Below are 24,879 nucleotides of genomic sequence, written 5' to 3' on the forward strand. Positions count from 1 at the left end.
TGATAGAGCCCCCTCATCCGAGCGCCTCCGGCGCCCACCTTCTCCCACAAGGGGAGAAGGAAAGATCGATGTGTCACGCCAGCATCTCCTTCACCCGCCGCCGAAGGTAGGGCAGAATCTCCGCCTCGAACCACGGATTTTTCTTCAGCCACGCCGTATTGCGCCACGACGGGTGCGGCAGCGGCAGGACAGCGGGCGCATAGTCTCGCCAGGCACGGACCGTCTCGGTCATGTTCGCTTTGGCCGCCGCGCCCAGCGCCCACGTCTGCGCATAACCGCCGACCAGCAGGGTCAGTTCGACATTCGGCAGTTCAGCCAGCAGGCGCGGCCGCCACAGCTCGGCGCAACGGCGCGGCGGCGGATAGTCGCCGCCCTTCGGATCGGTGCCGGGAAAACAGAAGGCCTGCGCCGCGACGCCAAGGCGCGGATCGCCGTAGAAGGTCGCCTCGTCCACGCCCATCCAGTCGCGCAGGCGAACCCCGGACGGGTCGGTGAACGGCAGGCCGCTTTCATGCACCCGACGCCCCGGCGCCTGACCGCAGATCAGCAGGCGCGTTTCAGGCGCGACCATGACCACCGGGCGCGGCGTGTGCGGCAACTGCCCCAGACACGCCCGGCAGGCGCGGATTTCGGTCAGGACCTCGTCCAGACCGTTGTCCGGTTCAGTCGAAATCGTCATCCGACGCTTCGACCGGCGGCAGGGCCGCAAGCGCGGCGGCCGTCTCGGCCTCGGTCGGCAGCCGCAGGCGGATCACGCCGCGGAAGTTGTTGGGATCGACGACCTTGCCCTTCTTGGTGATGGTCAGCCGGCCCTGACGCATCAGGCCCAGCGCGGTCGCCTTCACCTTGGGCAGCATGCGTTGCCACTGCTCGGGCTGCAGTTCCTTGGCCACATCGGCCGGTTCGATGCTCTTGCCGCCGACGTTCTTGGGGTCGGCCTTGGCCAATTTTTCGAAAATGGCCGCTTCGATTGGATCGCTCATAGGGGCTATATGCTGCACTGCAGGATCGGAAAGAAGGCAAAACCGACATGGCCGAGATAATCACCGTCACCGAAGGCGAGTTCGCCGGTTGGCAGACCTATAATCTGCGCGACACCTTCGACGTGGTGGTCGGCCCCTTCTATGGCAAGCCCGACCCCGACGGCCATATGCGCTGCGCCTTCCGCGCCGAGCAGAAGCACATGAACTCGGGCGGGCGGATGCACGGCGGCTGTCTGATGACCTTCGCCGACATCGCCATGTTCCAGATCGCCTATCAAGAGATGGAAGGCGCCTCGGGCGTGACGGTCCAGCTGGATTCGGCCTTCATCGACGGCGCCTATGTCGGCGAACTGATCGAGGCGACCGGTCAGGTCACCAAGGCGGGCAAGAGCCTGATCTTCGTGCGCGGCCAGATCACCACGGGCGAGCGCATCCTGATGACCTTCTCGGGCGTGATCCGCAAGTTCACCCGGCGCGACTGATCCGCGTCGCCAGCGCCAGCATCAGCGCGAACCCTGCGGCGGGCCACAGGGCGATCAGCCCCAGCCCCTGATAGACCAGTGCGCCCAGAACGGCCCCGCCGCACAACCCCGCCCACAGCACCAGATAGGGGCGGAAGTCGAAGGGATCGCCGCCGCGCACGGCCGCCGCCAGGGCGTGTCCCGTCTTGACCAGGGTTCCGGTCATATAGGTCAGGCTGACCCCGACCTCGCCGTCGCGCAGGAAGACCGAGTTCTCGACCGCCATGGCCAGAACCATCAGGCCGATGGCCAGCGGCGCCGCGCCTGCGCCCGCCGCTGCGGCCGCGCCGGCCAGCAGCACCGCCTCCAGCGCCAGCACGCGACTGCGCGAACGCGGCCCCTGCGCGCCCGCGATCAGGGCGCCGATCATGGCCCCCACGACGAACAGGATCAGTATGGCCGCGACCTCAAGGGCCGCGCCCCAACGCCCCTCGGCCAGACTGACCGCCATGCGCGTAGTGTTGCCGCTCATGAAGGAGACGAACACCCCGCCCAGATGCAGGAAGCCCAGACTGTCGACATAGCCCGCCAGCCCCGCCAGCAGCAGGGCCAGCCACCGATCCGATCCGCTCAGCGTGCGCAAGGCCGGATCACATTCCCGCCGCCGCCGCCGGGCGGGCGCGGCACGTCTCCAGCCAGCGGGCCAGATGCGTCAGTTCCTCGGGCGGGCGGTATTTGACCAGCCGGGCGAAATCCAGCCCCACGGCCCCGACGATGTCGGCGATGGTGAAGCGGTCGGCGGCGATGAACTCATGATCCGCAAGATGCCGGTCCAGCGTCTTCATGAAGCGTTCGGCGCCCAGACGGTTATACTCGGCGACCTGCGGCTGGGGCGCCTCCAGCGCCGCCAGCGCCGGATGGGTGAAGCGCACGTTCAGCATCATCGGATTGGCCAGATACATCTCGCACCGCCGCATCCACATCTCGATGATCGCCTGCTCCTTCGGATCGCGCCCGAACAGGTTCGGCTCGGGATGGAGGGCCTCCAGATAGCGGCAGATGGCGATGGATTCCGTCAGGCAGGTCCCGTCGTCCAGTTCCAGCGCCGGGACGTGCGGCACGCCGAACTTGTCGCGATAGGCCGGGGTGCGGTGCTCGCCCGCCAGCAGTTCGATCTCGACCCGCTCAACGTCAGCCACGCCCTTCTCGGCCATGACCCAGCGGACACGGCGTGGATTGGGCGCGCGGCGGCTTTCATAGAGCTTCATCAGAGGGTCCCTTCGGCTGCCCTCCGAAACGCTACTAGGCGAAGACGGCGGCGGGCAAGGCCCCGACGATGCAGGCCGTCATCAGGGTGGCGAGGAAGCCCGCCAGCAGCGCCTTCCACACCAGACCCAGCACCTCTTCGCGCCGCTCGGGCATCAGCACCGACAGGCCGGTGACGGTGATGCCGACCGAGCCGATATTGGCGAAACCGCATAGCGCATAGGTCATCAGCATCCGGGTGCGCTCGCTCATGTCGGCGACCGGGACCTTGCCCAGCTCGATGAAGGCGACGAACTCGGTCAGGGTCAGTTTGACCCCCAGCAGCCAGCCGGCCTTCTGGGCGTCGGCCCATTCCACGCCGGTCAGCCAGGCCACCGGCGCGAACAGCCAGCCCAGAATGCGCTCGACCGTCAGCGGATCTCCGGCGACGACAAAACCGCCCAGAATAATGTTGGCCAGCGCTACCAGGGCCACGAAGACGATCAGCACGGCCGAGATGTTCAGCACCACCATCAGGCCGTCGGACGTGCCCTTGACGATGGCATCGACGGCGCTGTCGTATTTCAGGGCCGAGTTGTAGTCGGCAACCGCCCCGCCCTCGCCGGGCTTTTCAGGGATGATGACGCGGGCCAGCATCACGCCCGCGGGCGCCGAAACGATCGAGGCCACCAGAACGTGGCCCGCCGCATTGCTGAGCACCGGCGACAGGATGGTCGCATAGGCCACCATGGTCGAACCGGCCACCGTCGCCAGACCCACCACCATCATCAGGAAGACTTCCGACCGGGTCAGCTTGTCCAGATAGGCGCGGATGACGATGGGGCTCTCGATCATGCCCAGAAAGATGTTGGCCGCCACCGCCAGCGCCGAGGCGCCGCCCAGCCCCATCGTCTTCTGGAACACGAAGCCGAAGCCCAAAGTGATCCACTTCAGGATCTTCCAGTGCCACAACAGGGCCGACAGGGCCGAGATCACCAGGATCAGCGGCAGCACATTGAAGGCGAAGGTGAACAGCGCCCCTTCATTGGCGACGGCGTAGGGCTGATCCCCGCCCGCCAGGTAGCCGAAGACGAAGCGCGTCCCCTGTTCGGTCGCCGCCTCCAGTCCGCTGACCGCATTATTGACGGCGTCCAGCACCACTTGCGACCCCGGAATGGCGAAGGTCGCCAGCACCAGACCGGCCTGCACCAGCACCGCCCCGATCGCCAGTCGCCAAGGAAAGGCGCGCCGGTTCTCGGAGATCGCCCAGCAGACGGCGACGATGACGACCAGACCGAACAGGCTCTGGAGGTTCAGGAGACTGAACATGGGAAAGGCGGCTCCGCGACCGGCGCTATGGGAGCCGGTTTCTCAAATGCGCATCAACGACAGCAGGACGCCGCTGGCAAGAGGGATAGGGAAAACTGCGAGACACTTCCCTCTCCCGATGGGAGAGGGCTTGAGCCTCCAAGAGCGAAGCGATTGGAACAGGCGAAAGGGTGAGGGTCCGCGGCTGAAGTCGGCGGAAAGCCGTCGCGTTACGGCTGACGCCGACTGAAACCCTAACCCCTCACCCTTTGGCTGCTACGCGCCGCCCTTCGGGTCGCGCCAGAACGACGGCTGCGCCGCCGTGCGCTCAAGCCCTCTCCCACCGGGAGAGGGACGCTGATCACAGCTGGCCGCGAACCAGCTTGCCGTAGTCTTCCATGAAGCCCAGCGACAGCGCGCCCGGCGTGAAGCGGTAATCGCCCACCTGCCCCACCGGCGTGATCTCTGCCGCCGACCCGGTCAGGAAGCATTCGGAGAAGTCGGCCAGTTCTTCCGGCAGGATGTCGCGCACCACGACCTCGGTCCCGCGCGCGGCAGCCATCTCGATGATGGTCTGGCGCGTGATGCCGTCCAGGATGTGATCGACACGCGGCGTATGCAGGACGCCGTCCTTGACGAAGAAGACGTTGGCGCCGGTCGCCTCGGCCACATAGCCGCGCCAGTCCAGCATCAGGGCGTCGGCGAAGCCGCGCTTCTCCGCCGCCGTCTTGGACATGGTGCAGATCATGTAGAGCCCGCCCGCCTTGGCCGTCGACGGCGCCGTGGCCGGGTCGGGGCGGCGCCATTTGGCCCACTCCAGCGCGATGCCCTTCTTCTTGACCTCGGGGTCGAAATAGCTGGGCCAGTCCCAGGCGGCGATGGCCATGTGGACCTTGCTGCCCTTGGCCGAAACGCTGAGATGCTCCGCGCCCAGATAGGCCACCGGGCGGATGTAGCACTCGGTCAGGCCGTTGCGCGCGCAGGTTTCCTTGCAGGCTGCGTCGATCTCGGCCACGCTATAGGGTATCTCGAAGTCGAGCAGTTCGGCCGAGCGCTTCAGGCGCTGGCTGTGAGCTGTCAGCTTGAAGATTTCACCGCCATACATACGCTCACCCTCGAATACCGACGAGCCGTAGTGAAGGCCATGGGTCAGAACGTGCGTTTTTGCTTCCCTCCAGGGAACAAATTCCCCGTCAAACCAGATCCAGCCGTCACGATCGTCGAAAGGAACGAAGGCCATTGAATAACGTCTCCCGCGCTAAGTATTCGGTTAGACGCCTGTCGCGCGCCATCGTCAACGCCGCATTGCGAGGAGAATCGCTATGAGCATGGTCGACCCTCGCCCCAACAGCCGTTCCGGCCCCATCGCCCCCGCCGGCAGCGGGCGGCATATTCTGGTCGTCGACGACGATGACCGCATCCGCGAACTGCTCAAGGAGTTCCTGTCTCGCGAGGGCTATCGCGTCACCGGCGCGGCCCACGCGGGCGCCGCGCGCCGCATGGTCGAACTGATCGAGTTCGACCTGATCGTGCTGGACGTCATGATGCCGGGCGAAAGCGGCTTCGACCTGACCACCTGGATCCGCAGTCAGGCGGCCCTGTCCAAGACGCCCGTGCTGCTGCTGACGGCCAAGGGCGACCCGGACGACCGGATCGAGGGCCTGTCGCGCGGCGCCGACGACTATATGTCCAAGCCCTTCGACCCGCGCGAACTGGCGCTGCGGATCGAGGCCATCCTGCGCCGCACCGGCGGCAAGCTGATGACGCCGAAGGAAATCCGCATGGGCTCGGCCGTGTTCGACATGGAGCGGCTGGAGCTGACCCGCGACGGCGCCCTGCAGCGCCTGACCGAGGCCGAGGCCCAATTGCTCAAGACGCTGGCCACCCACGCCCACTCCCCGGTCGAGCGCATGACCCTGTCGCCGGATACGGCCGACATCACCGGCCGTGCCGTGGACGTTCAGGTCACCCGCCTGCGCCGCAAGCTGGAGGACGACCCCAAGAACCCGCGCTATCTCCAGACGGTGCGCGGCATCGGCTATATGCTGGCGCCGGACTGACGACGCAGTGCGCGCTCTATTTCCGTCATCCCCGGGCTTGTCCCGGGGATCCATAGACTCAGACGGCGGCCACTGTGCGCTGTCGTCAACGGCGGCGTTTATGGATGGCCGGGACAAGCCCGGCCATGACGGGATCGGGAGAAGAACGACCATGACGCAGGCCATGGTCACGATCGACAGGACGCCCCCATGCGGCTGATGCCGTTCAACGTCTGGACGCGCTGGATCAAGCGCCGGGTGCCGACCTCCCTGTGGGGGCGCTCGCTGCTGATCATCGTCCTGCCGGTGCTGATCATGCAGGCGGCGGTGACCTGGGCCTTCTTCGACGCCCACTGGCAGGCGGTGACCGCGCGCCTGTCCGAGGGCCTGGCGGGCGATGTGGCCTGGGCCGCCGAGAGCTATCGCGATGATCCGACCCCCGCGAACATGGCCCTGATCGCCGAACGCGCCGAGCGCTCGATGCAGTTGTCCATCGCCTTCCAGCCCGCCGCCGAACTGCCGGACGAAGAACGGCGCGGCGCCCTTGGTCTGGTCGACCGGACGATGGAGAAGGCCCTCGCCTCACGGCTGGATCAGCCCTTCTGGTTCGACACCACCCGCTACCCCGCCTATGTCGACATTCGCGTGCAGGAGGCGGGCGGCGTCCTGCGCATCATCGCCCCGCGTGAGCGCGCCGTGGCGACCCAGGCCCACATCTTCGTCCTGTGGCTGATGATCGCCACCGTACTGCTGCTGGCCGTGGCGGTGCTGTTCATCCGCAATCAGGTCCGCGCCATCGAACGTCTGGCCCACGCCGCCGAAGCCTTCGGCCGGGGCGAGAGCGTGCCGCGCTTCAAGCCGCACGGCGCGCGCGAGGTGCGGGCCGCCGCCAGCGCCTTTCTGGACATGCGCTCGCGCATCCAGCGCCATATCGACCAGCGCACGGCCCTGCTGGCCTCGGTCAGCCACGACCTGCGCACGCCCCTGACCCGTCTGCGCCTCGAACTGGCCCTGGCCCCGCCCTTCAAGCGCGCCGAGGCGATGAAGGGCGATCTGGACGAGATGGAGCACATGATCGACGAATACCTGGCCTTCGCGCGCGGCGAAGCCGGGGAAGCCGCCCAGACCATCTCCGTCCCCGAAATGCTGCGCCGCGCCGCCGCCGACGCCCGCCGCTCCGGCGCGGCGGCCGAGGTCGAAGCCCCCGACGACCTGAACATGCTGGCCCGCCCGCTGGCCTTCCGCCGGGCGATCAACAATCTGGTCGGCAACGCCGCCTCGCACGGCGAACAGGTGCGCCTGAGCGCCCGCCCCCTGCCCTCGGGCGGGCTGGAGATCACGGTCGAGGACGACGGCCCCGGCATCCCCGACGACATGCACGAAGAAGCCTTCCGCCCCTTCTCGCGCCTCGACGCCTCTCGCAATCAGAACCGCAAGGGGGTGGGTCTGGGCCTGGCCGTCGCCCGCGACGTGGCCCGCAGCCACGGCGGCGACATCACCCTTGGCCGCAGCGACCTGGGCGGCCTGAAAGCCTCCATCCGCCTGCCTGCAGAGCGCCGCGCTCTTTAAATCGGCATGACACCTAAGGTGAAGCCCTGCCTTATGCCTTCTATTGCGCTTGAGCAGGAACCATGATGACGCCCGACCTGCCTGCTCCCCTCGCCGCCTTGCTGGAGGGGTATGGCGTCAGTCCCGACGACGTCGGCCGCTCTGGCGCTACGGTCCTGTTGCTGGATCATCCTCAGCGGCCGCCGCTGGTGCTGAAGCTGGAGGACCGCTCGCCGCTGGAAGAGCTGCCGCAGGAGACCCAGCGGATGCGCTGGCTGCGCGCGCAGGGGCAGCCTTGTCCCGAGGTTGTGGCGACCCATCAGGACGAGCGCTGCAACGCCCTGTTGATGAGCCGCGCCGCCGGGCGTGACCTGTCCGTGCTCGGTCCCGATCAGCCGCTGCGCTGCGTCGAGCATCTGGCCGACGCCCTGCGTCGCCTGCACGCCCTGCCGGTCGAGGCCTGCCCCTTTGATCAGAGTCTCGACGTCCTATTGGCCAGGGCGGCCGCGCGCATCGCCGCCGACGCGGTCGATCTGGAAGACTTCTATGAGAACCGCTCAGACCAGACGCCGCAGCAGCTGCTCGACCTGCTGCACAGCAACCCGCCCGCGACAGAGGATAAGGTCGTGACCCACGGCGACGCCTGCTTTCCCAACTTCATCGTCGAGGGCGACGACCTGACGGCCTTCATCGATCTGGGCCGATTGGGCGTGGCGGACCGGCATCAGGATCTGGCCCTGGCCGCGCGCAGCATCGAGATGAACCTGGGCGGCCAGTGGCTGGCGGCCTTCCATGCGCGCTATGGGCTGGAGCCGGACCCGGCCAGGCTCGAATTCTATCGCTTGATGGACGAGTTTTTCTGAGCAGGCGCCCTTTCCACGGCCCCGCTTCACGCGATTGACAAGAGCCGCAACTAGACGGACGGCTGCACGCTTTCCTCCCTCGACTTCACGCCCTGAAGGATGATCCATGAAACCGTTCCTGCGCCTCGCCTCCGTCCTGACGATCGCGACCTCGGCCTTGCTGGTCGCCGCGTGCGAGAACAAGGAGTCGGAGCAGGCTGAGGCGACAGCTCCGGCCGAGGGCGCCCCGGCCGCCGCAACCGGACCGTTCGACGTGAGCAGCGTGGCGCTGTCCAGCGCCAATCTGGGCGACTTCCCCTATCTGCGCCTGCCCGAGGGCTACAAGCTGCAGAACAGCGAGACGCACGACTTCGCCGACTTCCCCTTCTGGAGCGGCGCGCGTTTCGAGATGGTCGAGGGCCGTGTCCACCAGACCCAGATCACCAACGACAGCGGCAAGAGCTTCTCGCGGCTGGAGCTGCTGCGGAACATGGAGCACGCCCTAAAGGAAGCGGGCGCCGTGCGCATCTTCGACGGCCAGATTCCCAATGAGGCCGCCCACGCCCTGCCCGAGGCCGTGCAGATGGCGGCGCTGAACGGCATCGGCGACATCTATAACAACCCGTCGCAGACCTGGATCATCCGTCAGGCCGACCGCACCGTCTGGGTCCACCTGTATGTCGGCAGCGAGTCCGGCTCTCTGGCCGTGGCCGAGGTCAAGGCGCTGGCCCCGACCGCCGGTCTGCTGCCTGCCAGTGAACTGGCGAAAAAGATCGCCGCCGACGGCCGCGTCGCCGTGCCAGTCGAGTTCGCGCTGGACAAGGCCGACATTCTGGACGCCTCGCGGCCCCAGATCGACGCCGTAGCCCAGCTGCTGAAGGACGACGCCGCCCTGCGCCTGTCCGTCGAGGGCCACACCGACAACACCGGCGCCCCGGCCCGCAACCGCCCCCTGTCCGAGGAACGCGCCCGCGCCGTGGTCGCCGCCCTGACGCAGCAGGGGATCGACGCCAAGCGGCTGGAGGCCAAAGGCTTCGGCGCCGACAAGCCCGTCGCCGACAACGCCAGCGACGAAGGCCGCGCCCGCAACCGCCGCGTCGAGCTGGTCCGCCTGTCTTGATAAGCGAACTGGCCTGATCAGCAGACTGTCCTGATCCGGAAAGAGATTGTTTTAAAACCATCCGGCCGGTTCCAGAACCGGCGCGGGGGAGGTATGCAGCCTGTATGAGCGACCAGACCCCCTCCTCCCCCGCCGTCTCCCAGGAAGAAGCCGAAGCCGCCGTCCGCACCCTGATCCGCTGGGCCGGCGACAATCCTGACCGCGAAGGCCTGATCGAAACGCCCAAGCGCGTGACCAAATCCTATCGCGAGCTGTTCCAGGGCTATGAGGTCGAGCCGCGCGACTATCTGGAAAAGACCTTCGAAGAGGTCGGCGGCTATGACGAGCTGGTGGTTCTGAAAGACATCCGCTTCGTCAGCTTCTGCGAACACCATATGCTGCCGGTGGTGGGCAAGGCGCACGTCGGCTATCTGCCGACCGACCGGGTGGTGGGCATCTCCAAGCTGGCGCGGGTGGTGCGCGGCTATGCCCGCCGCCTGCAGATTCAGGAAAAGATGACGTCCGAGATCGCCAACGCCATTCAGGACGTGCTGCGTCCGCTCGGCGTCGGCGTGGTCATCGAGGCCGAGCACAGCTGCATGACCATGCGGGGCGTCGACGTGCCCGGCGCCAGCCTGTCGACCAGCTGCCTGCTGGGCACCGTCCGCGAAGATCCGCGCACGCGTGAGGAATTCCTGCGCCTCGTCCGGAGTTGAAGCCTTCATGCCCCCGCCCTTCCGGGTCGAACTGACGCCGCACGATCCGGCGTGGGCGGAACAGGCGGAACGTGAAGCCGCGCGTCTGCATCAGGCCTTCGGCCCGGCGCTGAAGGCGGTTCACCACATCGGATCGACCGCCATCCCCGGCATCGCAGCCAAGCCGGTTCTGGACCTGATGCCGGTGGCGGGCGACCTGTCGGATCTGGACCGCCATCGCGCCGCCATCGAGGCGCTGGGCTATGAGTGGTGGGGCGAATACGGCCTGCCGGGCCGCCGCTATATGACGCTTTCCGATCCCGCGACCGGGCGCCGGGTGGCGCAGGTCCACGCCTATGCCGAAGGCTCGCCCGAGATCAGGCGGCATCTGGCCTTCCGCGACTATCTGCGCGCGCGCCCCGAGATCGCTGCGGCCTATGACGCCGAAAAGGCGCGCTGCCGCGCCGTCCATCCGGACGATTCCCACGCCTATGGCGACTGCAAGTCCGACTGGGTCCAGACCATCGAGGCCGACGCCCTGAAGTGGGCCGAGGCGAACCCGACCTGATCTAACTGAACCGCCAGCCTGCTTCACGCCCCGATGAAGAGGCCCTGAGATTCCAGCCGCGTCAGGGATGTTCGGATTTTGCCGGATCGCCCGTCGCCCGACTGCCTGGCGCCGGAACCACGATGACCGGCCGCACCGGCGGCTGGCCCGCTTCCAGCCCGTCGATATAGGCGAGCTGCGCCTTGGCGCTACGGTCTTCCGAATCCAGCTTCAACGCCTCTTCATAGGCTGTACGGGCTTCCGGCAGGCGGTTCAGCTCGATCAGGCTGAAGCCCCGGCTGCGATGCAAAGGACCGGCGTTCAGTGCGGTGCGGATCGACTCCATCGCCAAGGCGTCGGTCGCGAAGGCCAGCGCCTCTTCATTGCGCCCGGCCGCCTGCAATGCAGACGCCTTTTCCTTGATCAGCGCCCAGTCGTCAGGCTGAAGCGCCAGTCCCTGATCCAGCACGGCGATCGCCTCGTCCAGCCGGCGTCGTTCGACCGCTTCGCTGCCCAACATAAGGGCGATCAGCGGATAGACGTTGGGCTGCTGGCGTATGGTTAGGCCTGATGCGCCCTCGGCCTGCGCGCCAGCCTGCAGCATCATCGCCACCACCACGCCCTCGGCGCTGTCGAGAGTGCGGACGATCCAGTCGTTCGCGGCCCGCTTTTCGAGATAGGGATAGGCCTTCGGCGCCCGCGCCATCGCGCGCCGCAACGCAGGAAGATGACGGTCCAGCCCGGCATAGCCCCGCGCCTGCAGGTCCCGCATCGCCCGTTCCAGCAGGTCGAAATCCCGCCTTTCCCGCCCGGACAGATCGCCGCCGACGATGTTTACGGTCACGGCGGCTTGAGCCTTTTCAGGCGCAGAAGCGGCAGAAGTCGGGCGGGCGGCGGCTTCGCCCGGCGCCGCCAGCATCAGGGCCATCGCCAACGCCGTCGCTGCGCCCAGCCCTGCACAGGATGTCTTCATGGCCGCACTCCCTGACGCCATCACGTCCAGCCTACACCCTCATTACGCCTTCATACCAGCAAGGGTTGTCTTGATCCCGCTGGCGGCCCCGATCCTGCATGAGCTTCCCTGAACGGAGAGGTTCTGATGCTTCAAGCCGTAATATCGTCCCGGAATGAGCCGCCGCCGATCACGCGGGGCGGCTGGCTGGATGCGTTGCGCTTCATCGTGGCGGCCCTGATCATCCTGCATCACTTCCAGATGTCGGCGCCGATCCCCCTCGCGGAATCCGTGCACCCGGTGTTCGAGCGCGGCGGCTTTCTGCTGACCAACTTCTTCCTGATCGACAGCGGCTATGTGCTGATGCGCGTCTATGGCCGGGCCGTCGGGTCGGGCCGGATGTCGAAGACCGACTTCTTCCTGAAGCGCGCCCTGCGGGTGTTTCCGGCGCATCTGATCGTGCTGGGCCTGCTGGTCATGCTGGTGCTGCTGGCCACGGCGGCGGGGATGCCGCCCAACCATCCGGAGTGGTTCGCCTGGGACCAGTTGCCCGCGCAGGCCGCGCTGGTTCAGGCGTTCGGCGTGCATGGCGGCATCGGCTGGAACGCGCCAACGTGGTCGATCTCGGCCCTGCTGGGCTGTTATCTGGTCTTTCCGTGGGTGCTGAGGGGCCTCAGCCGGATCGGGCCGTGGACGGCGCTGGTGCTGGTCGTGGTCGGCTATCTGGCGGCCAATGAACTGAGCTGGGCCATACTGAAATATCCCGTCTATCAGATGCCGCTGAACCTGGGCATCTGGCGCGCCCTGCCGCTGTTCGTGCTGGGGATGGGACTGGCCTGGTTCGCGCAGGGGGTCTGGATCCATCCGCGCCTGGCCGGATGGGCGGGCGTGCTGGCCGCCGTCGCCCTGGGCGTGGTGCAGTTGTTCGACAAACACGCCCTGATCTCCCTGACGCTTATCAGCGTCATCATTCTGGCGGCGGGGGCGACGCCGGGACGCAAACCCTCGAAGCTGGTCGAGCAGGCGGCGATGGTGTCCTTCTCCATGTTCATCTCGAACGAGGTGGTGCGCATCGCCTGGTTCGGCGGCGCCGACGCCCTGGCGAACCGGCTGGCGCTGGCCGAGATCTGGCGCTGGGGCCTGTGGGGTCTGGGCGTGCTGGCGGCCTTCGTCTTCGCCTTCGGCCTGCACTATCTGATCGATCAGCCGATCCAGAACCGCATCCGCGCCCGCCTGAAGGCGCGCGGCCGCGGCGCCAGCGTCAGCCAGCCCGTCGTCTCGCTGGAAGGCTAAGGCCGCCACGCGGCAGCCAAGAAAAAAGACGCGCAGGTCGCCCCGCGCGTCTTCATCTTTTGACGAACCTGAAGGTCCGTCAGGCCTTAGAGGAGCTTGAGGTCCACGGCCGAGGTCTTGCCGCGCTGGGATTCCAGCTCGTATTCGACCTTGGCGTTGTCATCGAGACCCACCAGACCCGCCTTTTGCACAGCGGTGATGTGGACGAAAACGTCCGCGCCGCCCGTGTCGGGTTGAATGAAGCCGAAGCCCTTTGTGGGGTTGAACCACTTGACCGTGCCGGTCGCCATATTGCGTCTCCGTAAACGCGCTTTTCCAGGCGGACGTCCTAGCAGGAGCGTCCGTCAGTCCATCTGGACAAGCTCGTTCAGGCGAAGGAGCAAGACGCGGGTTTGGACCCCACGCGAAATCCGGACTGCAGCGATGTTGTCACCCGCCTATCCACAGCGGTCAACTGTAAAGCGAATGCGAACCCCGCGTCTTTACAGTTAATTTGACGCCTGCGCCCTCTGGCCGCAGCCCGCCTGTACGACCTATCGGCGATTTAGCGTCCGGCATCTCTCGACGAACAACATCCGATCTCCAGCGAGACAACAGGATTCACCGTGGAAACACCGAAGAAACCCTGCATTTCCGGCGCCACAGACGACATAGCGCGCGATTCAGGCCGAATTTCTCCTTTCCACCGCCACAATCTCACAGCGCGCCCAGGGCGTTCATGACCATGGCCTGACAGGCCGGGGCGCCGCGCGCCGCCTCGTTCGACAGGCTGAAAAGGGCCCGGCCCCCTGCCGGATCGACCAAAGCCATGGCGTGCCACAGGGTGTTGGAGCCTTCGTGCGCCGCCACCGGCCCTGCGGCCCACGGCTGCGGCGGCAGCACGATCCAGCCGAAAGCGTAGGACCGCCCCTCGCCCGCCGTCATCAGATGCTGAGCGGTGCCCGGCCTCAGCCAGCCGCCGCCCCCGGTCAGAAAGACCTGCAGAAAACGCCCATAGTCGGCGGCGGTCATATGCACCGTTCCGGCCGGTCCCAGCGCCTGCGGATTATCGGAACCGGGGTCGGCCGGGTCGATGGCGACGGCGTCCGCCTCGCCCGCGCGGCGATGGCCCCAGGCGTTGGCGCCGCCGCCGACCGCCGTCACAGGCGCGCCGAAACCGGCCGAGGACAGGCCCAGCGGCGTGAACACCTCGGCCCGCATCGCCTCTTCCCACGGGACGCCGGTGATCGCCTCGATCGCCGCGCCCGCCAGCACATAGTTGGCGTTGCCATAGGCGAAGTCGCCGCGCGGGCCCGGCGGCGGCGCGGCCAGAATACGCTCGACGATGGTGCGGCGCTGATCGCGCAGAGAATTCGGATCGGCGCGCGCGGTCAACAACCACGCCAGCCCCATGACCGCTTCGTCCTTCAACCCCGCCGTGTGCGTCATGAAGTCGTCCAGCGTCGCGCCGTCCCAACCCGCGTCGATGTTCAGGCCGGGAAAGGCCTCGGCCAGCGGCATGGCCCAGCGCGCCCGCCCCTGCTCGACCAGACGGGCGAACAGGGCCGCCGTCATCGCCTTGGTGTTGGAGCCCAGATGCCAGCGGTCTTCTACGCCGACCGGGTCGTCCTGTCCGGCGCGGCGCACGCCCCGCGCGCCCGACCACGCCAGCCCGTCCGCCCCCACCACGGCGCCCGCCAGCGCGACCGGCCGGACCGCATCGAACGCAGCGTCCAGCGCCTTGTCGAAAGGCCTGCCAGAAGGTCCAGCAGAAGCCCCCGCCGCCTGCGTCTTCGTCTGCGCCGTGGCCAGAGACGGCAGGGCCGAGGCCGCAGCGGCGGCGATCATCAGTTGGCGACGATGGATCATGGGGCGGCTCCTTTTGCCGTCAGACTGAACGCACGGGCTGGCGACGCCAGTGAATTCATCGCAAGGTCGCCCGATCGCGACACAAGGACACGCCGATGGCCAAGGACGACTACGCCGACACTTTGGAAGCCCTGCAGATCCAGATGGTCGAGACCCAGGCATGGGCCATCGAACAGGGGCTGAAGGTCGTCATCGTCTTTGAAGGCCGCGACGCCGCCGGCAAGGACGGCGCGATCAAGCGGATGACCGAACACATGGCCCCGCGCCAGACCCGCGTCATCGCCCTGCCCAAGCCGACCGACCGCGAGTCGACCCAGTGGTTCTTCCAGCGCTACATCGCCCACCTCCCTGCGGCGGGCGAGATCGTGATCTTCAACCGCTCCTGGTACAATCGCGCGGGCGTGGAGTCCGTCATGGGCTTCTGCACGCCACAGGAACACGCCCAGTTCCTGAATGACGTGCCGCATTTCGAGCGGGCGCTGGTGCAGTCGGGCATCATCCTGATCAAGCTGTGGCTGGACATCAGCCGCGACGAACAGGGCCGCCGTCTGGACGAGCGGATGGAGCATCCGCTGAAGCGCTTCAAGGTCTCGGCCCTGGACGCAGAGGCGCAGGCGCGCTGGAGCGACTATTCCGCCGCCCGCGATGAAATGCTGGCCCTCACCCACTCCGAACACGCGCCGTGGACCGTGGTGGCGACCGACAAGAAGAAGGTCGCTCGCGTCAACATCCTGCGCCATGTCCTGCACCGTCTGGACTGGCCCGGCCTCGAGGCCCGTCAGCCGGACCCCGAGGTCGTCTTCCCCGGCGATCAGGCCGAGGGGCGGCTGGCGAAATGATCTGAGCGCGCCGCCGTCCTGGACCGGACGCCCAGCAGCAGGCCCAGCGGTCCCAGACGGCGCGCGATCTCATAGGCGGCCCAGCAGCCGCCGAAGGTGACGGCGATCAGTAAGGCCGCTTCCAGCCCCTGCGGCAGGCCCAGCTTCGACAGGCGCCAGGCTGCGACCACCGTGATCGTCTGATGCACGATGTAGAAGCAGAAGACGCCGCCCGTCAGATAGCGCAGCTGCGGCCCGCCCCGGTTCAGATAACGCGCGCCATAGCCCAGCACGGCGGCGATGAAGGCCCACTGGTCGATGGCGTAGACCAGCCGCATCACGGCCCGCAGCATCTCGGGCGGCGCGCCGCCGTCGCGATAGGTCCAGCTATAGGCCGCCCACCCCGCCCAGGCGCACAGGGCCAGCACCAGCGCCGGTTGACGCAGCCGCTGATAGGCCTCCTTCAGCAATGCCGAGCGCACGCTGAGAAAGCCGAACAGGAAGGCGCTGAACGACACCGCGTGATTATACCAGTCGTCGGTCAGGGCGTGGGTCGTCGGGAAGATCCGCGCCAGCGTCCAGCGCAGCACGAACAGCCACAGCACCGGCCAGATCAGCAGGCCCCAACCCTTCAGGGCCCGCTCCAGCCCGGACTGGATCGCGGGCAGCATCCCCCGCCCGAACGTCAGCAGACCGGCCAGCACCAGACTGTAGACGAACAGATAGGCCACGAACCACATATGGTTCCACGTCGGCGTGGTCAGACAGCCGTCGGCGTCGCACCAGCCGCCGGTCCCCGCCGCATACTTCAGCCAGAAGTCGGCCAGCCACGGCGAACGCGCCGGATCGACAACGCCCAGCCCCTGCGCCGCCTCGACCACTTCGTAATAGGACTGGGGCGGCACGATCACGAACATGGCGAACAGCAGCGGCGGCAGCAGACGCCAGGTGCGCGATCCGGCGAAACGGCGCGCGGCGCCCTTCCCCTCGCGCTCGAAACGCTCGAACAGGAAACGGGTCGCGGCGCCCGAAACCAGAAACAACAGGGTCAGCCGCCAGGGGTTGGTCAACTGCATCACCGGCTCCAGCCACGCAACCGGCCGGGGGCTGTTCACATGCCAGTCCCAGGGCACATAGAACATGCCGACGTGATAGAGGATCAGCAGCATGAAGGCCCCGACCCGGATCCAGTCCAGATCATGGCGGCGCATGGCGGCGGAGGGTTCTGGTGCGAGGGGTTCTGAGGACATGGGCGACCTGACATGACGGAAACGACGCCATCGGCCGTGCCTCCGCCGCCCCGCGTCCGGCAAGGCGCAGGGGCCGTCCGGTCGGGTCCGGGGGCCGGATCGCCATCGGCGGGGACGAGCGGCGCGCCAGTCGGGATGAACGGGGCGGACCGCCGCGACCTGCTGGCCGGGGGTTCGATCCTGCTGGCTGTCACCGTGGCGTTTCTGGTGGTCAACGCCCTGACCGTGATGTCCGACTGGCCGGACCTGCGCCCCTGGGCGCCGTGGCTGTGGGAGGGGTCCAGCGCACTGGCGCTGATGCTGTTGATCTGGCTGCCGTGGATGACGGCGGGCGCGGCGCCGTCATCGCTGCTGCAGGAAGGCTGGCGGGCGCGGGGGCGGTTTGCGGCCCTGCATCTGGGCGCCGCCTGTCTGTTCAGCCTGCTGCACGTCGTCATGATGGTGTCGATGCGGCACGGGGTCTACGCCCTGCTGGGCGAGGTCTATGACTATGGCCCGCCCGTCGAGAAGTTCATCTATGAACTGCGCAAGGATGTGCTGAGTTACGCCCTGTTCGTCGGCGTCTTCTGGGGCGCGCGCAATCTGCGTCAGGCGCGCGAGACGCCGCTGCGACCCGTCAGCTTCGACATCCGCGACGGAGGGCGGCTGATCCGGGCGCCGGTGGACGACATTCTGGCTGCGACCTCTGCGGGCAACTATGTCGAGTTTGTTCTGGCCGACGGGCGCAGGCCCCTGATGCGCGTCACCCTGTCGGCGGTCGAGGGCGAACTGGCGCGCTTCGGCTTCGTGCGGACGCACCGGGGATGGCTGGTCAACGCTGCGCGGATGACCGGCCTGCGGCCCGAAGGGTCAGGCGACTGGACGGTGGAGTTGGGCGCTCTGGAGGCGCCGCTGTCGCGCCGTTACGCCGAGGCGCTGGACCGGCTGCGGACGCAGGGGTTAAGACCGCCGTCATGAACACAGCCCCGCTTCCCGACGCCGCCGGCCAGAACTGGGTCGACCGCCATGCGCCCCAGCGGCTGAAGCCGTGGCTGAAGCTGGGCCGCTTCGACCGGCCGATCGGGACGTGGCTGCTGCTGCTGCCCGGCTGGCAGGGGATCATGCTGGCGCTGAACCAGTATGACCGGCCGTTCGGCGGCTATGAGCTGTGGCTGGTCGTCGGCTTCGCCATAGGCGCGGCCCTGATGCGCGGGGCGGGCTGTGCGGTGAACGACATCGTCGACCGCGACTTCGACGCCCAGGTGGCCCGCACGGCCCTGCGCCCCATTCCGGCGGGCCAGATCAGCGTGAAGCAGGCCTGGGCCTTTGTCGGCGGCCTGTCGCTGGTCAGCCTGTGCATCCTGCTGACGATGAACCTGATGTCGGTGCTGCTGGGCGCCCTGTCGCTGGGGCTGGTGGCGGCCTATCCCTTCATGAAACGCATCACCTGGTGGCCGCAGGCGTGGCTGGGCCTGACCTTCAACTGGGGCGCCCTGCTGGGGTTTGCGGCGGCGACGGGGGGGCTGTTCGCCCTGGGCTGGCTCTATGTGCTGCAGGTCAAGATCAGCGGCGACAGCTACTGGATGGCGGAAAATCTGGACCGGATGGGCCATCTGGCCCTGTCGGCGGGGCTGCTCTATGCGGGCGGGATTTTCTGGACGCTGGGCTATGACACCATCTACGCCCTTCAGGACATTGAGGACGACGTCATGGCCGGGGTGAAGTCCTCAGCGCGGGCGCTGGGCGGCAAGGTCAAGGAAGGCGTGGCTGTCTTTTACACCTTGGCCGTGGCGCTGGCGGGCGCGGCAGGCTACGTCGCCGGTCTGGGGCCGGTCTTCTATGTCGGTCTGGCGCTCTACGCCCTGCATTTCGTCTGGCAGGTGCGGCGGTTGAGGCCGGATGACGGAGCCTTGTCCCTGCGTCTTTTTAAATCAAATCGCGATGCGGGATTGATCCTTCTGGCCGCCATCGCGTTCAACGGCCTAGCTTTCTGATCGAACCGCCCAAAGGAGCCCGGCATGAACTCTTCGCGCCACGTCCGCACCCTTGTCGTCACCGTCGCCGCCGCGGCGATGCTGAGCGCCGGCCTCAGCGCCTGCCAGCGCAAGGACAAGAAGGAGACGCCGCCGGCGCCGCCCGCCTCGGCCCACGCCATCGAAGGCCCGCTGAAATATGACAGCGCCACCCCCTACGCCAAGGTCAGCCTGACCCTGCCCGAGGCGGTGCTGTCCTATCCGAACCTCTATACGCCGCTGTATCGTGACGAGGTGGCCAAGCTGAAGGAATACACCGAGGGCGCCCAGGCCGACCGCACCGAAGCGGGCTCGCCCGAGGGAATGCCCCCGTACGAGAAGACCGTCGTCTATAATGCGCCCATCGAAACAGGTCGTCTGTTCAGCCTGATGCGGGTCGACTACGACTATTCAGGCGGCGCCCACGGAAATACGGTCGCCACCGGCCTGCTGTGGGACAAGGCCGAGGGCCGTCGCATCGCCGCCTCGGACCTGTTCGGCGAAAAGGCCGACAAGACCAATCTGGAGCGCGCCCTGTGTCAGGCGGTGAACACCGCCAAGACCAAGCGCCCGGGCGCCGAGCCCGTCTCGACCACCAGCGACACCTGGAGTTGCCCCAAGTTGAAGGACGTGGCCGTGACGGTGGCGCCGGGCACCGTTCCGGGCAAGGCGGGCGGCCTGACCTTCCTGATCGACGCCTATGCGGTCGGCCCCTACGTCGAGGGTCCCTATTATCTGACCCTGCCGCTGTCGGCCTTCCAGAGCGCGCTGTCGCCTGAATATGCGGGCGAGTTCGCGGGCGAACCGGCCAAGGCCGGCGACGTCACCGAAGACCTGCGACTGAAGGCGCCCGCCGCCTGATCCACGCTCAGTCTTCGCCCTTCAGAAAGGCGTCGATCAGGGCGTCCAGCCGTTCCGGCTGATCGATCATGATGAAATGCCGGGCGTCATCGACGCGCTTCAGCGTCACGCCCGGCAAGGCGGCGTATTCGCGGCTCCAAATGGCGTCGGCCAGGGCGGCGGGCGCCCCGCCGTTCGCGTCCGCGGCGTAGACGGCCCAGACCGGCGTGGTCATGGCCGCCAGTCCGGGGCGCGCATCGGTCGTCATCACCTCACTGATGGCGGACGCCATCGCCTGACGGTCCGAGGCCATCGACCAGTCGACCATGGCGCTGCGTCCGGCCTCGTCGCGCATCATGCCCACCGCCGTCTGCTGCTGCTGGACACGGAAGGTCGCCTCGTCCGTGCTCAGAATGGCGGCGGCGGCCTGATCGGCGAAGGGCTGGGCCGTCAGCGGCGTGACCTGCGGGCCGAACATGGCGCTGAAGAAGGGCAGGCTGTCCACGCTCATCAAGCGCCCGACCGCATCAGGATGTTGTTGCGCCAACAAAAGACCGCTGAGCCCGCCCATGGAATGGCCGATGACGGCAGGCCGGTTGAGCGTCGCCGCATAGCGGGCCAACTCGTCGACGACCGGCTGAATGAAGGCGCCGTCCCCGTGCGCCCATGGCTCGCCGGCGAAACCCGCCAGTTGAACCAGATGAACGCGATGCGAGGCCGACAGGCGTTGTGCCAACGGCCGCCAGACTTCGCGCGAAGAGGCGAAGCCGGGGATCAGGATCACGTCCGGCCCCTGCCCGACCGCCTCGACCGACAGCCGGTCGGAGACGAAGACGGGCGACTGGACTTGGGAAGGGTCGGCGCTGGCGTCAGCCGCGACGCCAGCGGCGCTGAGCCCAACGGCGGCGGCCAGGATGAAGGCGCGCAGGGTCCTGACGGGAGCGGAGATCTTGATCATGACGTTTCCTTTTTGGACAGGCCCTCTCTCTCCTGCCGTCATCCTCGGACTTGATCCGAGGATCAGGTTGTCCGCCTGCGCGCCTCCAGCGACCTGACGCGCTCAGCGGGGCTCGATCCTCGGATCAAGTCCGAGGATGACGAGGAAAGAGAGATGATGGTTGTCAGGTTCTCCTGACTTTATGCGTCAGGCGTGGGGGTTGTCGAAGATGTCCTCGACCGGGCGCTGGAACAGGGCGGCGATGCGATAGGCCAGGTCCAGCGAGGGATCGTGCTTTTCCGTCTCCAGCGCATTGATCGCCTGACGCGAGACGCCCAGCGCCTGCCCCAACTGTTCCTGCGTCAGGTCGCGCTCGACGCGCAGCAGCTTCAGCCGGTTCTTCATCAGTTCGACGACCGGACAAAGGGCGAGAGCACGCCGAACGCCGCCCAGAACAGCGGATAGATCAGCCAGGCGGGCAGATGCGGCGCCCCGGCGAACGTCTCGCCGAAGCCCCAGAAGGTCGCGGCCGCCATGGCCAGTCCGGCGGCGATGATGAACTGCTTGGCCGTGACCATGCGGACGAACTCGTCGCTTTCGCGCATCAGGGCCAGCGTCGCCCAGATCTGACCGATCACCGGCGCAGAGACCGCCGCCGCCAGCACCCACCCCGCCGGACGGCCCACGACCCCGTCAAAGGCGTCCGTGGTCATCATCGCCACGCAGATCGCCACATAGGGCGCCATGAAGGCGAAGGTGCGCAGGACATAGCGACGCCCCGCCGGGGTCTGGGATCGGGACAGGGTCATCATGCGGGAAGCTCCTCGGCTCATGTAAGGAGAACCTTACATCAATCTGAAGTCATGTAAACCTGACTTTTTATCAGCCTATCCTGACTTTCTTGCCAGCGGTCGCGACGGCCCCTAGCTTGGGGTCATGCGCAGCCTTTCCGCCCTCGCCACCGCCTTGATGATGGCCGCCGTTCCCCTGACGGCGGCGACGGCCGCGCCTGTCCCGGCGCAGCAGCCGACGCAGGACGTAAGGGGCGCGCGCGATCATCCGGACCTGCCGCGTCTGGACGGGGCGCGCATCCGCGCCTGGCGTCAGCTGTCGGTGGCCGAGATCACCCTGCCGACCGGCGCCGTCAGCGACAGCGCCGCCCCCGCCAGCGCCCTGCGGCTGCAGGGACAGATCAACCATCTGGACTACGCCGTCCGCCCCGCCATTCCGCCCGGCGACATGGCCCGCCACTATGAAGAAGCCCTGCGCGAGGGCGGCTATGAGACGGTCTTTGCCTGCACCGGCATTTCGCGCTGCGGCGGAGGCATGGGGGCGCTGATCCTGCTCAGCGACCAGACCGCGCCGGCGGGCTTCGCCGACGGGGTCTTCACCGATCAGCTGCGGGTGATCGTGGCGCGCAAGGGCTCGACCTGGGTGCTGCTGCACATGACGCGCGGGCCGGATCGGTCGCTGGTCTATCAGGCCGTCATCGAGGGCGCCCGTGAGCTCGACTAGACGCATCGTCGACCCCGCCCGCTTCATCCGCGACAACACCCGCCTTCAGCCCGTCTCGCACACGCCGGAAATCGTCCTGTGGCTGGCCGATGAGGTCACGCCCATCTGGCGGCTGACGGAGGAAGAACTGGGCGAAATGGGTCTGCCGCCGCCGTTCTGGGCCTTCGCCTGGGCAGGCGGGCAGGCGCTCGCGCGCTGGCTGCTGGACCATCCGCAGGCGGTTCAGGGGCGGCGCGTTCTGGACCTCGCCTCCGGATCGGGACTGGTGGGGATCGCCGCGATGAAGGCGGGCGCGACCTCGGTGCTGGCCGCCGACATCGACCCATTCTGCGCCGCCGCCGTGGCCGCGAACGCTGAGGCCAATGGCGTCGAGATCGCCTTCACCGCTGACAATCTGCTGGAGACGCCGCCGCAGGCGTTCGACCTGATCTGCGCCGGGGACGTCTTCTATGAAGGACCGATGGCGCAGGCGATGCTGGCGTGGCTGCAACAGGCGCGGGCGGCGGGTTCAAGCGTGCTGGTCGGCGATCCGGGGCGGACCTATTTTCCGAAGTCAGGGCTCGATCTGTTGGCCGAATACAGCGTGCCCACGACGCGCGAGCTGGAAGATCAGGAGGTCAAGCGCACGCGGGTCTGGGCGCTGTAGACCCGCGCCGCGCCCGGCGTGATGGCCGAGCGAAACGCGGGGGCGAGCAGAAAGCCCCCTCACGCCTCGCGCGGCAGGGTCGTCAGGACATGCGCCATGTGCTGGTGGAAGGCTTCCATATAGTCGCGCAGGAACTGCTCCGTGCCGGGGACGCTGACGTTGCCGTCGTCGTCGATCAGGTCCGGCTTCATCTGGATATGGGCCTCGACCGCATTCATCTGCGGTGCGTTCAGGAAACCGAGGACAGGACGCAGCGCCTGCTGGCCGACCGCCGTGCCGATGGCGCCGGTGGATGCGCCGATCACCGCCGTCGGCTTGTTCCTGAAGACATTGGCGCCATAGGGACGGCTGGCCCAGTCCAGCGCATTCTTCAGCCCGCCGGGGATGGAGCGGTTGTATTCCGGCGTCACGATCAGGATGGCGTCGGCCTGTTTGATCGCCGCCTTGAAGTCCTTGGCGACCGTCGGAAAATCCTTGTCGTAATCATAGGAATACAGCGGCAGTTCGGCGAAGCTGATCTCGCTCATCTTCAGCTTTTCCGGGGCCAGCTTGACCAGCGCCTTGGCCAGTTTGCGGTTGATCGAGCCCTTGGCCAGGCTGCCGATGATGTAGCCGACGTTATAGGTGGTCATGACGGATGCCCCGCGCGGTGAAGACGGCCTGCGCCGTCGCTGTGGACCCAATGTGCAACCAAGCTTGGCGGTTCCATATCAGACGCGAACCGCCTGACGCCCCCTGCCCGCCTCGCCGAAGACGCGCAGATAGCGTTCGATCTCGGCGCGGTCGCCGGTGGCCTTTTCGACGTTGTCCGACAGCTTGACCGCCGAGCGGCCCGCCGCCTGCGTCACCTTGCACACCAGCGACAGGGGCAGCAGTTCGGGCGCCTCGACCGGCGCGCAGTCGCGGAAGTCGTTGGTCAGATTGGTGCCCCAGCCGAAGCTGGTGCGCACCCGGCCCTTGAAGTGGGCGTGGGCCGCCTCGATGCCGTCCACGTCCAGCCCGTCGGCCAGGACCAGCAGGCGCTCGCGCGGGTCGCGGCCCTTGGACGCCCACCACTTCATGATGATCTCGCCGCCCTCGATCGGCGGGGAGGAATCGGGACGGAACCCCTTCCAGTCGGCCAGCCAGTCAGGCGCGTCATTCAGGAAGGCTTCGGTGCCGAAGGCGTCCGGCAGGGCGATCAGCAGATTGCCGTCATAGGCCGCGCGCCATTCCTCCAGCACGCGATAGGGCGCCGCGCGCAGGGCCGCCTCATCCTCGCCCGCCATGGCGGCCAGCACCATGGGCAGTTCGTGGCCGTTGGTGCCGATGGCCTCAAGGTCGTTGTTCATGGCCAGCAGCACATTTGAGGTGCCGATGAAGGCGCCGCCCAGCCCCTCCTTCAGCGCCTCGACGCACCAGCCCTGCCACAGGAAGCCGTGGCGGCGGCGCGTGCCGAAGTCAGACAGGGCCAGCGGCTCAAGCTGTCTCAGCCGCTCGATCTTGCTCCACAGCCGCGTCTTGGCGCGCGAATAGAGGATGTCCAGCTCGAACCGGCCCATGCGGCGCAGGGCGCGGCGGCTGCGCAGTTCGTTCAGGATCGACAGGGCGGGGATTTCCCACAGCGTCGTCTCGGCCCAGCTTCCCGAGAACTCCAGCCGATACTGGCCGTCAGCGCCGCGCGACAGGTCGTATTCCGGCAGGCGATACTCAGCCAGCCATGCCAGAAAGTCCGGGCTGAAGATCTGTTTCACCCCATAAAAGGTGTTGCCGCCCAGCCAGATCAGTTCGCGATTGGTGAAGCGCAGGGACCGGGCGTGGTCCAGCTGGGCGCGCAGTTCGGCCTCGTCCACCTCATCGGCCAGCCGCACCGACGTCGTGCGGTTGATGACCGAGAAGGTCACCGGCACGTCGCGGAACCGGCGCCAGATCAGTTGCAGCATCAGCAGCTTGTAGAAGTCGGTGTCCAGCAGGCTGCGGACGATGGGGTCCAGACGCCAGCCGTGGTCATAGGCCCGCTTGGCCAGATCAATGCTCGCCATA

General features: G+C 67.4%; 29 protein-coding genes. 14 read left to right on the top strand and 15 right to left on the bottom strand.

Annotation, left to right across the window (positions count from 1 at the left end):
- Nucleotides 1-73: 73 nt before the first annotated feature.
- Together ABE454_RS08435 and ABE454_RS08440 are read right to left on the bottom strand one after the other, a co-directional pair.
- Nucleotides 74-679, bottom strand: coding sequence for a uracil-DNA glycosylase family protein (locus ABE454_RS08435; protein ID WP_346530843.1), 606 nt, complete (start codon nucleotides 677-679; stop codon nucleotides 74-76).
- Nucleotides 663-983, bottom strand: a complete 321-nt coding sequence (locus ABE454_RS08440) for a DUF3253 domain-containing protein (RefSeq protein WP_024354755.1) — start codon at nucleotides 981-983, stop codon at nucleotides 663-665. The genes ABE454_RS08435 and ABE454_RS08440 overlap by 17 nt, the downstream gene beginning before the upstream one ends.
- A 47-nt stretch (nucleotides 984-1,030) precedes the next feature.
- Here ABE454_RS08440 and ABE454_RS08445 point away from each other — a divergent pair, with 47 nt between their 5' ends.
- On the top strand, nucleotides 1,031-1,465 hold the full coding sequence (locus ABE454_RS08445; RefSeq protein ID WP_346530845.1) for a PaaI family thioesterase: 435 nt from the start codon (nucleotides 1,031-1,033) through the stop codon (nucleotides 1,463-1,465).
- Here the strand turns inward: ABE454_RS08445 and ABE454_RS08450 are convergent.
- The 4 genes from ABE454_RS08450 to ABE454_RS08465 all read right to left on the bottom strand — a co-directional run bounded on the left by ABE454_RS08450 (nucleotide 1,449) and on the right by ABE454_RS08465 (nucleotide 5,237).
- Nucleotides 1,449-2,087: a YoaK family protein gene (locus tag ABE454_RS08450; RefSeq protein ID WP_346530846.1), complete on the bottom strand. Its 639-nt coding sequence runs from the start codon at nucleotides 2,085-2,087 to the stop codon at nucleotides 1,449-1,451. The genes ABE454_RS08445 and ABE454_RS08450 overlap by 17 nt on opposite strands.
- A 7-nt stretch (nucleotides 2,088-2,094) precedes the next feature.
- Entirely contained in the window at nucleotides 2,095-2,712 is a 618-nt protein-coding gene (locus tag ABE454_RS08455; protein WP_346530848.1) for a glutathione S-transferase family protein, read from the bottom strand.
- A gap of 34 nt (nucleotides 2,713-2,746) precedes the next feature.
- Nucleotides 2,747-4,018: a NupC/NupG family nucleoside CNT transporter gene (locus tag ABE454_RS08460; RefSeq protein ID WP_346530850.1), complete on the bottom strand. Its 1,272-nt coding sequence runs from the start codon at nucleotides 4,016-4,018 to the stop codon at nucleotides 2,747-2,749.
- Nucleotides 4,019-4,358: 340 nt separating this feature from the next.
- The gene (locus ABE454_RS08465) at nucleotides 4,359-5,237 is read right to left on the bottom strand and encodes a branched-chain amino acid aminotransferase (protein WP_346530852.1); all 879 of its coding nucleotides are present in this window, start codon (nucleotides 5,235-5,237) and stop codon (nucleotides 4,359-4,361) included.
- 88 nt (nucleotides 5,238-5,325) lie between these two features.
- Between ABE454_RS08465 and ABE454_RS08470 the strand changes: the two genes are divergently transcribed.
- From ABE454_RS08470 to ABE454_RS08495, 6 genes are all read left to right on the top strand, one after another.
- On the top strand, nucleotides 5,326-6,057 hold the full coding sequence (locus tag ABE454_RS08470; protein WP_346530913.1) for a response regulator transcription factor: 732 nt from the start codon (nucleotides 5,326-5,328) through the stop codon (nucleotides 6,055-6,057).
- A gap of 189 nt (nucleotides 6,058-6,246) precedes the next feature.
- Nucleotides 6,247-7,605 carry an ATP-binding protein gene (locus ABE454_RS08475; RefSeq protein WP_346530854.1) on the top strand — a complete coding sequence of 453 codons (1,359 nt, stop codon included), beginning with the start codon at nucleotides 6,247-6,249 and terminating at the stop codon, nucleotides 7,603-7,605.
- A gap of 62 nt (nucleotides 7,606-7,667) precedes the next feature.
- Entirely contained in the window at nucleotides 7,668-8,447 is a 780-nt protein-coding gene (locus tag ABE454_RS08480; RefSeq protein WP_346530855.1) for an APH(3') family aminoglycoside O-phosphotransferase, read from the top strand.
- Nucleotides 8,448-8,553: 106 nt separating this feature from the next.
- Nucleotides 8,554-9,546 (top strand): OmpA family protein, encoded by a 993-nt coding sequence (locus ABE454_RS08485; protein ID WP_346530856.1) that lies wholly within the window; start codon nucleotides 8,554-8,556, stop codon nucleotides 9,544-9,546.
- Between the two features lie 104 nt (nucleotides 9,547-9,650).
- Nucleotides 9,651-10,241: a GTP cyclohydrolase I FolE gene (folE, locus tag ABE454_RS08490; RefSeq protein WP_346530857.1), complete on the top strand. Its 591-nt coding sequence runs from the start codon at nucleotides 9,651-9,653 to the stop codon at nucleotides 10,239-10,241.
- 7 nt (nucleotides 10,242-10,248) lie between these two features.
- On the top strand, nucleotides 10,249-10,788 hold the full coding sequence (locus ABE454_RS08495; protein ID WP_346530858.1) for a GrpB family protein: 540 nt from the start codon (nucleotides 10,249-10,251) through the stop codon (nucleotides 10,786-10,788).
- Between the two features lie 61 nt (nucleotides 10,789-10,849).
- Here ABE454_RS08495 and ABE454_RS08500 read toward each other — a convergent pair whose 3' ends face one another.
- Nucleotides 10,850-11,740, bottom strand: coding sequence for a tetratricopeptide repeat protein (locus ABE454_RS08500; RefSeq protein WP_346530859.1), 891 nt, complete (start codon nucleotides 11,738-11,740; stop codon nucleotides 10,850-10,852).
- Between the two features lie 126 nt (nucleotides 11,741-11,866).
- Between ABE454_RS08500 and ABE454_RS08505 the strand changes: the two genes are divergently transcribed.
- Complete coding sequence (locus ABE454_RS08505; protein ID WP_346530861.1) at nucleotides 11,867-13,012, top strand: acyltransferase family protein; 1,146 nt, start codon at nucleotides 11,867-11,869, stop codon at nucleotides 13,010-13,012.
- An 86-nt stretch (nucleotides 13,013-13,098) separates the two neighbouring features.
- Here the strand turns inward: ABE454_RS08505 and ABE454_RS08510 are convergent, their stop codons facing one another.
- On the bottom strand, nucleotides 13,099-13,302 hold the full coding sequence (locus ABE454_RS08510) for a cold-shock protein (RefSeq protein WP_087140970.1): 204 nt from the start codon (nucleotides 13,300-13,302) through the stop codon (nucleotides 13,099-13,101).
- Between the two features lie 406 nt (nucleotides 13,303-13,708).
- A complete protein-coding gene (locus ABE454_RS08515) occupies nucleotides 13,709-14,860 on the bottom strand; it encodes a serine hydrolase domain-containing protein (RefSeq protein WP_346530862.1) in 1,152 nt (383 codons plus the stop codon).
- A 95-nt stretch (nucleotides 14,861-14,955) separates the two neighbouring features.
- Here ABE454_RS08515 and ppk2 point away from each other — a divergent pair, with 95 nt between their 5' ends.
- Entirely contained in the window at nucleotides 14,956-15,699 is a 744-nt protein-coding gene (ppk2, locus tag ABE454_RS08520) for a polyphosphate kinase 2 (RefSeq protein ID WP_346530863.1), read from the top strand.
- On the opposite strand, the gene ABE454_RS08525 is transcribed toward ppk2, so the two are convergent.
- Entirely contained in the window at nucleotides 15,672-16,889 is a 1,218-nt protein-coding gene (locus ABE454_RS08525; protein ID WP_346530865.1) for an acyltransferase family protein, read from the bottom strand. The genes ppk2 and ABE454_RS08525 overlap by 28 nt on opposite strands.
- A 174-nt stretch (nucleotides 16,890-17,063) precedes the next feature.
- On the opposite strand from ABE454_RS08525, the gene ABE454_RS08530 reads away from it, so the two are divergent.
- From ABE454_RS08530 to ABE454_RS08540, 3 genes are read left to right on the top strand one after another with little or no spacing between them, the layout of a single operon-like run.
- Nucleotides 17,064-17,885, top strand: coding sequence for a LytTR family DNA-binding domain-containing protein (locus ABE454_RS08530; RefSeq protein WP_346530866.1), 822 nt, complete (start codon nucleotides 17,064-17,066; stop codon nucleotides 17,883-17,885).
- On the top strand, nucleotides 17,882-18,901 hold the full coding sequence (locus ABE454_RS08535) for a UbiA family prenyltransferase (RefSeq protein WP_346530867.1): 1,020 nt from the start codon (nucleotides 17,882-17,884) through the stop codon (nucleotides 18,899-18,901). Before ABE454_RS08530 ends, ABE454_RS08535 begins: the two co-directional genes overlap by 4 nt.
- Before the next feature lie 24 nt (nucleotides 18,902-18,925).
- Nucleotides 18,926-19,780, top strand: coding sequence for a DUF3298 domain-containing protein (locus ABE454_RS08540; protein ID WP_346530868.1), 855 nt, complete (start codon nucleotides 18,926-18,928; stop codon nucleotides 19,778-19,780).
- A gap of 7 nt (nucleotides 19,781-19,787) precedes the next feature.
- Here ABE454_RS08540 and ABE454_RS08545 read toward each other — a convergent pair whose 3' ends face one another.
- From ABE454_RS08545 to ABE454_RS08555, 3 genes are all read right to left on the bottom strand, one after another.
- Complete coding sequence (locus ABE454_RS08545; protein ID WP_346530870.1) at nucleotides 19,788-20,717, bottom strand: alpha/beta fold hydrolase; 930 nt, start codon at nucleotides 20,715-20,717, stop codon at nucleotides 19,788-19,790.
- Nucleotides 20,718-20,903: 186 nt separating this feature from the next.
- On the bottom strand, nucleotides 20,904-21,101 hold the full coding sequence (locus ABE454_RS08550) for a helix-turn-helix transcriptional regulator (protein ID WP_346530871.1): 198 nt from the start codon (nucleotides 21,099-21,101) through the stop codon (nucleotides 20,904-20,906).
- Nucleotides 21,101-21,508 (bottom strand): hypothetical protein, encoded by a 408-nt coding sequence (locus tag ABE454_RS08555; RefSeq protein ID WP_346530872.1) that lies wholly within the window; start codon nucleotides 21,506-21,508, stop codon nucleotides 21,101-21,103. The genes ABE454_RS08550 and ABE454_RS08555 overlap by 1 nt, the downstream gene beginning before the upstream one ends.
- A 124-nt stretch (nucleotides 21,509-21,632) precedes the next feature.
- On the opposite strand from ABE454_RS08555, the gene ABE454_RS08560 reads away from it, so the two are divergent.
- Together ABE454_RS08560 and ABE454_RS08565 are read left to right on the top strand one after the other, a co-directional pair.
- Entirely contained in the window at nucleotides 21,633-22,211 is a 579-nt protein-coding gene (locus ABE454_RS08560) for a hypothetical protein (RefSeq protein ID WP_346530873.1), read from the top strand.
- On the top strand, nucleotides 22,198-22,857 hold the full coding sequence (locus ABE454_RS08565; protein ID WP_346530875.1) for a class I SAM-dependent methyltransferase: 660 nt from the start codon (nucleotides 22,198-22,200) through the stop codon (nucleotides 22,855-22,857). Before ABE454_RS08560 ends, ABE454_RS08565 begins: the two co-directional genes overlap by 14 nt.
- Before the next feature lie 59 nt (nucleotides 22,858-22,916).
- On the opposite strand, the gene ABE454_RS08570 is transcribed toward ABE454_RS08565, so the two are convergent.
- Both ABE454_RS08570 and ABE454_RS08575 read right to left on the bottom strand, forming a co-directional pair.
- The gene (locus ABE454_RS08570) at nucleotides 22,917-23,489 is read right to left on the bottom strand and encodes an NADPH-dependent FMN reductase (protein ID WP_346530876.1); all 573 of its coding nucleotides are present in this window, start codon (nucleotides 23,487-23,489) and stop codon (nucleotides 22,917-22,919) included.
- Between the two features lie 78 nt (nucleotides 23,490-23,567).
- Nucleotides 23,568-24,878: a nicotinate phosphoribosyltransferase gene (locus ABE454_RS08575; RefSeq protein WP_346530877.1), complete on the bottom strand. Its 1,311-nt coding sequence runs from the start codon at nucleotides 24,876-24,878 to the stop codon at nucleotides 23,568-23,570.
- Nucleotide 24,879 lies beyond the last annotated feature (1 nt).

It is taken from the genome of Brevundimonas diminuta (genome assembly GCF_039673845.1).
GTDB lineage: Bacteria > Pseudomonadota > Alphaproteobacteria > Caulobacterales > Caulobacteraceae > Brevundimonas > Brevundimonas diminuta_E.

What these genes read in the sequence shown, in the direction of transcription:
- ABE454_RS08435 (WP_346530843.1), bottom strand. Translation starts at nt 679, where the DNA reads ATGACGATTTCGACTGAACCGGACAACGGTCTGGACGAGGTCCTGACC.
- ABE454_RS08440 (WP_024354755.1), bottom strand. Translation starts at nt 983, where the DNA reads ATGAGCGATCCAATCGAAGCGGCCATTTTCGAAAAATTGGCCAAGGCC.
- ABE454_RS08445 (WP_346530845.1), top strand. Translation starts at nt 1,031, where the DNA reads ATGGCCGAGATAATCACCGTCACCGAAGGCGAGTTCGCCGGTTGGCAG.
- ABE454_RS08455 (WP_346530848.1), bottom strand. Translation starts at nt 2,712, where the DNA reads ATGAAGCTCTATGAAAGCCGCCGCGCGCCCAATCCACGCCGTGTCCGC.
- ABE454_RS08460 (WP_346530850.1), bottom strand. Translation starts at nt 4,018, where the DNA reads ATGTTCAGTCTCCTGAACCTCCAGAGCCTGTTCGGTCTGGTCGTCATC.
- ABE454_RS08465 (WP_346530852.1), bottom strand. Translation starts at nt 5,237, where the DNA reads ATGGCCTTCGTTCCTTTCGACGATCGTGACGGCTGGATCTGGTTTGAC.
- ABE454_RS08470 (WP_346530913.1), top strand. Translation starts at nt 5,326, where the DNA reads ATGGTCGACCCTCGCCCCAACAGCCGTTCCGGCCCCATCGCCCCCGCC.
- ABE454_RS08475 (WP_346530854.1), top strand. Translation starts at nt 6,247, where the DNA reads ATGCGGCTGATGCCGTTCAACGTCTGGACGCGCTGGATCAAGCGCCGG.
- ABE454_RS08480 (WP_346530855.1), top strand. Translation starts at nt 7,668, where the DNA reads ATGATGACGCCCGACCTGCCTGCTCCCCTCGCCGCCTTGCTGGAGGGG.
- ABE454_RS08485 (WP_346530856.1), top strand. Translation starts at nt 8,554, where the DNA reads ATGAAACCGTTCCTGCGCCTCGCCTCCGTCCTGACGATCGCGACCTCG.
- folE (WP_346530857.1), top strand. Translation starts at nt 9,651, where the DNA reads ATGAGCGACCAGACCCCCTCCTCCCCCGCCGTCTCCCAGGAAGAAGCC.
- ABE454_RS08495 (WP_346530858.1), top strand. Translation starts at nt 10,249, where the DNA reads ATGCCCCCGCCCTTCCGGGTCGAACTGACGCCGCACGATCCGGCGTGG.
- ABE454_RS08500 (WP_346530859.1), bottom strand. Translation starts at nt 11,740, where the DNA reads ATGAAGACATCCTGTGCAGGGCTGGGCGCAGCGACGGCGTTGGCGATG.
- ABE454_RS08505 (WP_346530861.1), top strand. Translation starts at nt 11,867, where the DNA reads ATGCTTCAAGCCGTAATATCGTCCCGGAATGAGCCGCCGCCGATCACG.
- ABE454_RS08510 (WP_087140970.1), bottom strand. Translation starts at nt 13,302, where the DNA reads ATGGCGACCGGCACGGTCAAGTGGTTCAACCCCACAAAGGGCTTCGGC.
- ABE454_RS08515 (WP_346530862.1), bottom strand. Translation starts at nt 14,860, where the DNA reads ATGATCCATCGTCGCCAACTGATGATCGCCGCCGCTGCGGCCTCGGCC.
- ppk2 (WP_346530863.1), top strand. Translation starts at nt 14,956, where the DNA reads ATGGCCAAGGACGACTACGCCGACACTTTGGAAGCCCTGCAGATCCAG.
- ABE454_RS08525 (WP_346530865.1), bottom strand. Translation starts at nt 16,889, where the DNA reads ATGCGCCGCCATGATCTGGACTGGATCCGGGTCGGGGCCTTCATGCTG.
- ABE454_RS08530 (WP_346530866.1), top strand. Translation starts at nt 17,064, where the DNA reads ATGAACGGGGCGGACCGCCGCGACCTGCTGGCCGGGGGTTCGATCCTG.
- ABE454_RS08535 (WP_346530867.1), top strand. Translation starts at nt 17,882, where the DNA reads ATGAACACAGCCCCGCTTCCCGACGCCGCCGGCCAGAACTGGGTCGAC.
- ABE454_RS08540 (WP_346530868.1), top strand. Translation starts at nt 18,926, where the DNA reads ATGAACTCTTCGCGCCACGTCCGCACCCTTGTCGTCACCGTCGCCGCC.
- ABE454_RS08545 (WP_346530870.1), bottom strand. Translation starts at nt 20,717, where the DNA reads ATGATCAAGATCTCCGCTCCCGTCAGGACCCTGCGCGCCTTCATCCTG.
- ABE454_RS08550 (WP_346530871.1), bottom strand. Translation starts at nt 21,101, where the DNA reads ATGAAGAACCGGCTGAAGCTGCTGCGCGTCGAGCGCGACCTGACGCAG.
- ABE454_RS08555 (WP_346530872.1), bottom strand. Translation starts at nt 21,508, where the DNA reads ATGATGACCCTGTCCCGATCCCAGACCCCGGCGGGGCGTCGCTATGTC.
- ABE454_RS08560 (WP_346530873.1), top strand. Translation starts at nt 21,633, where the DNA reads ATGCGCAGCCTTTCCGCCCTCGCCACCGCCTTGATGATGGCCGCCGTT.
- ABE454_RS08570 (WP_346530876.1), bottom strand. Translation starts at nt 23,489, where the DNA reads ATGACCACCTATAACGTCGGCTACATCATCGGCAGCCTGGCCAAGGGC.
- ABE454_RS08575 (WP_346530877.1), bottom strand. Translation starts at nt 24,878, where the DNA reads ATGGCGAGCATTGATCTGGCCAAGCGGGCCTATGACCACGGCTGGCGT.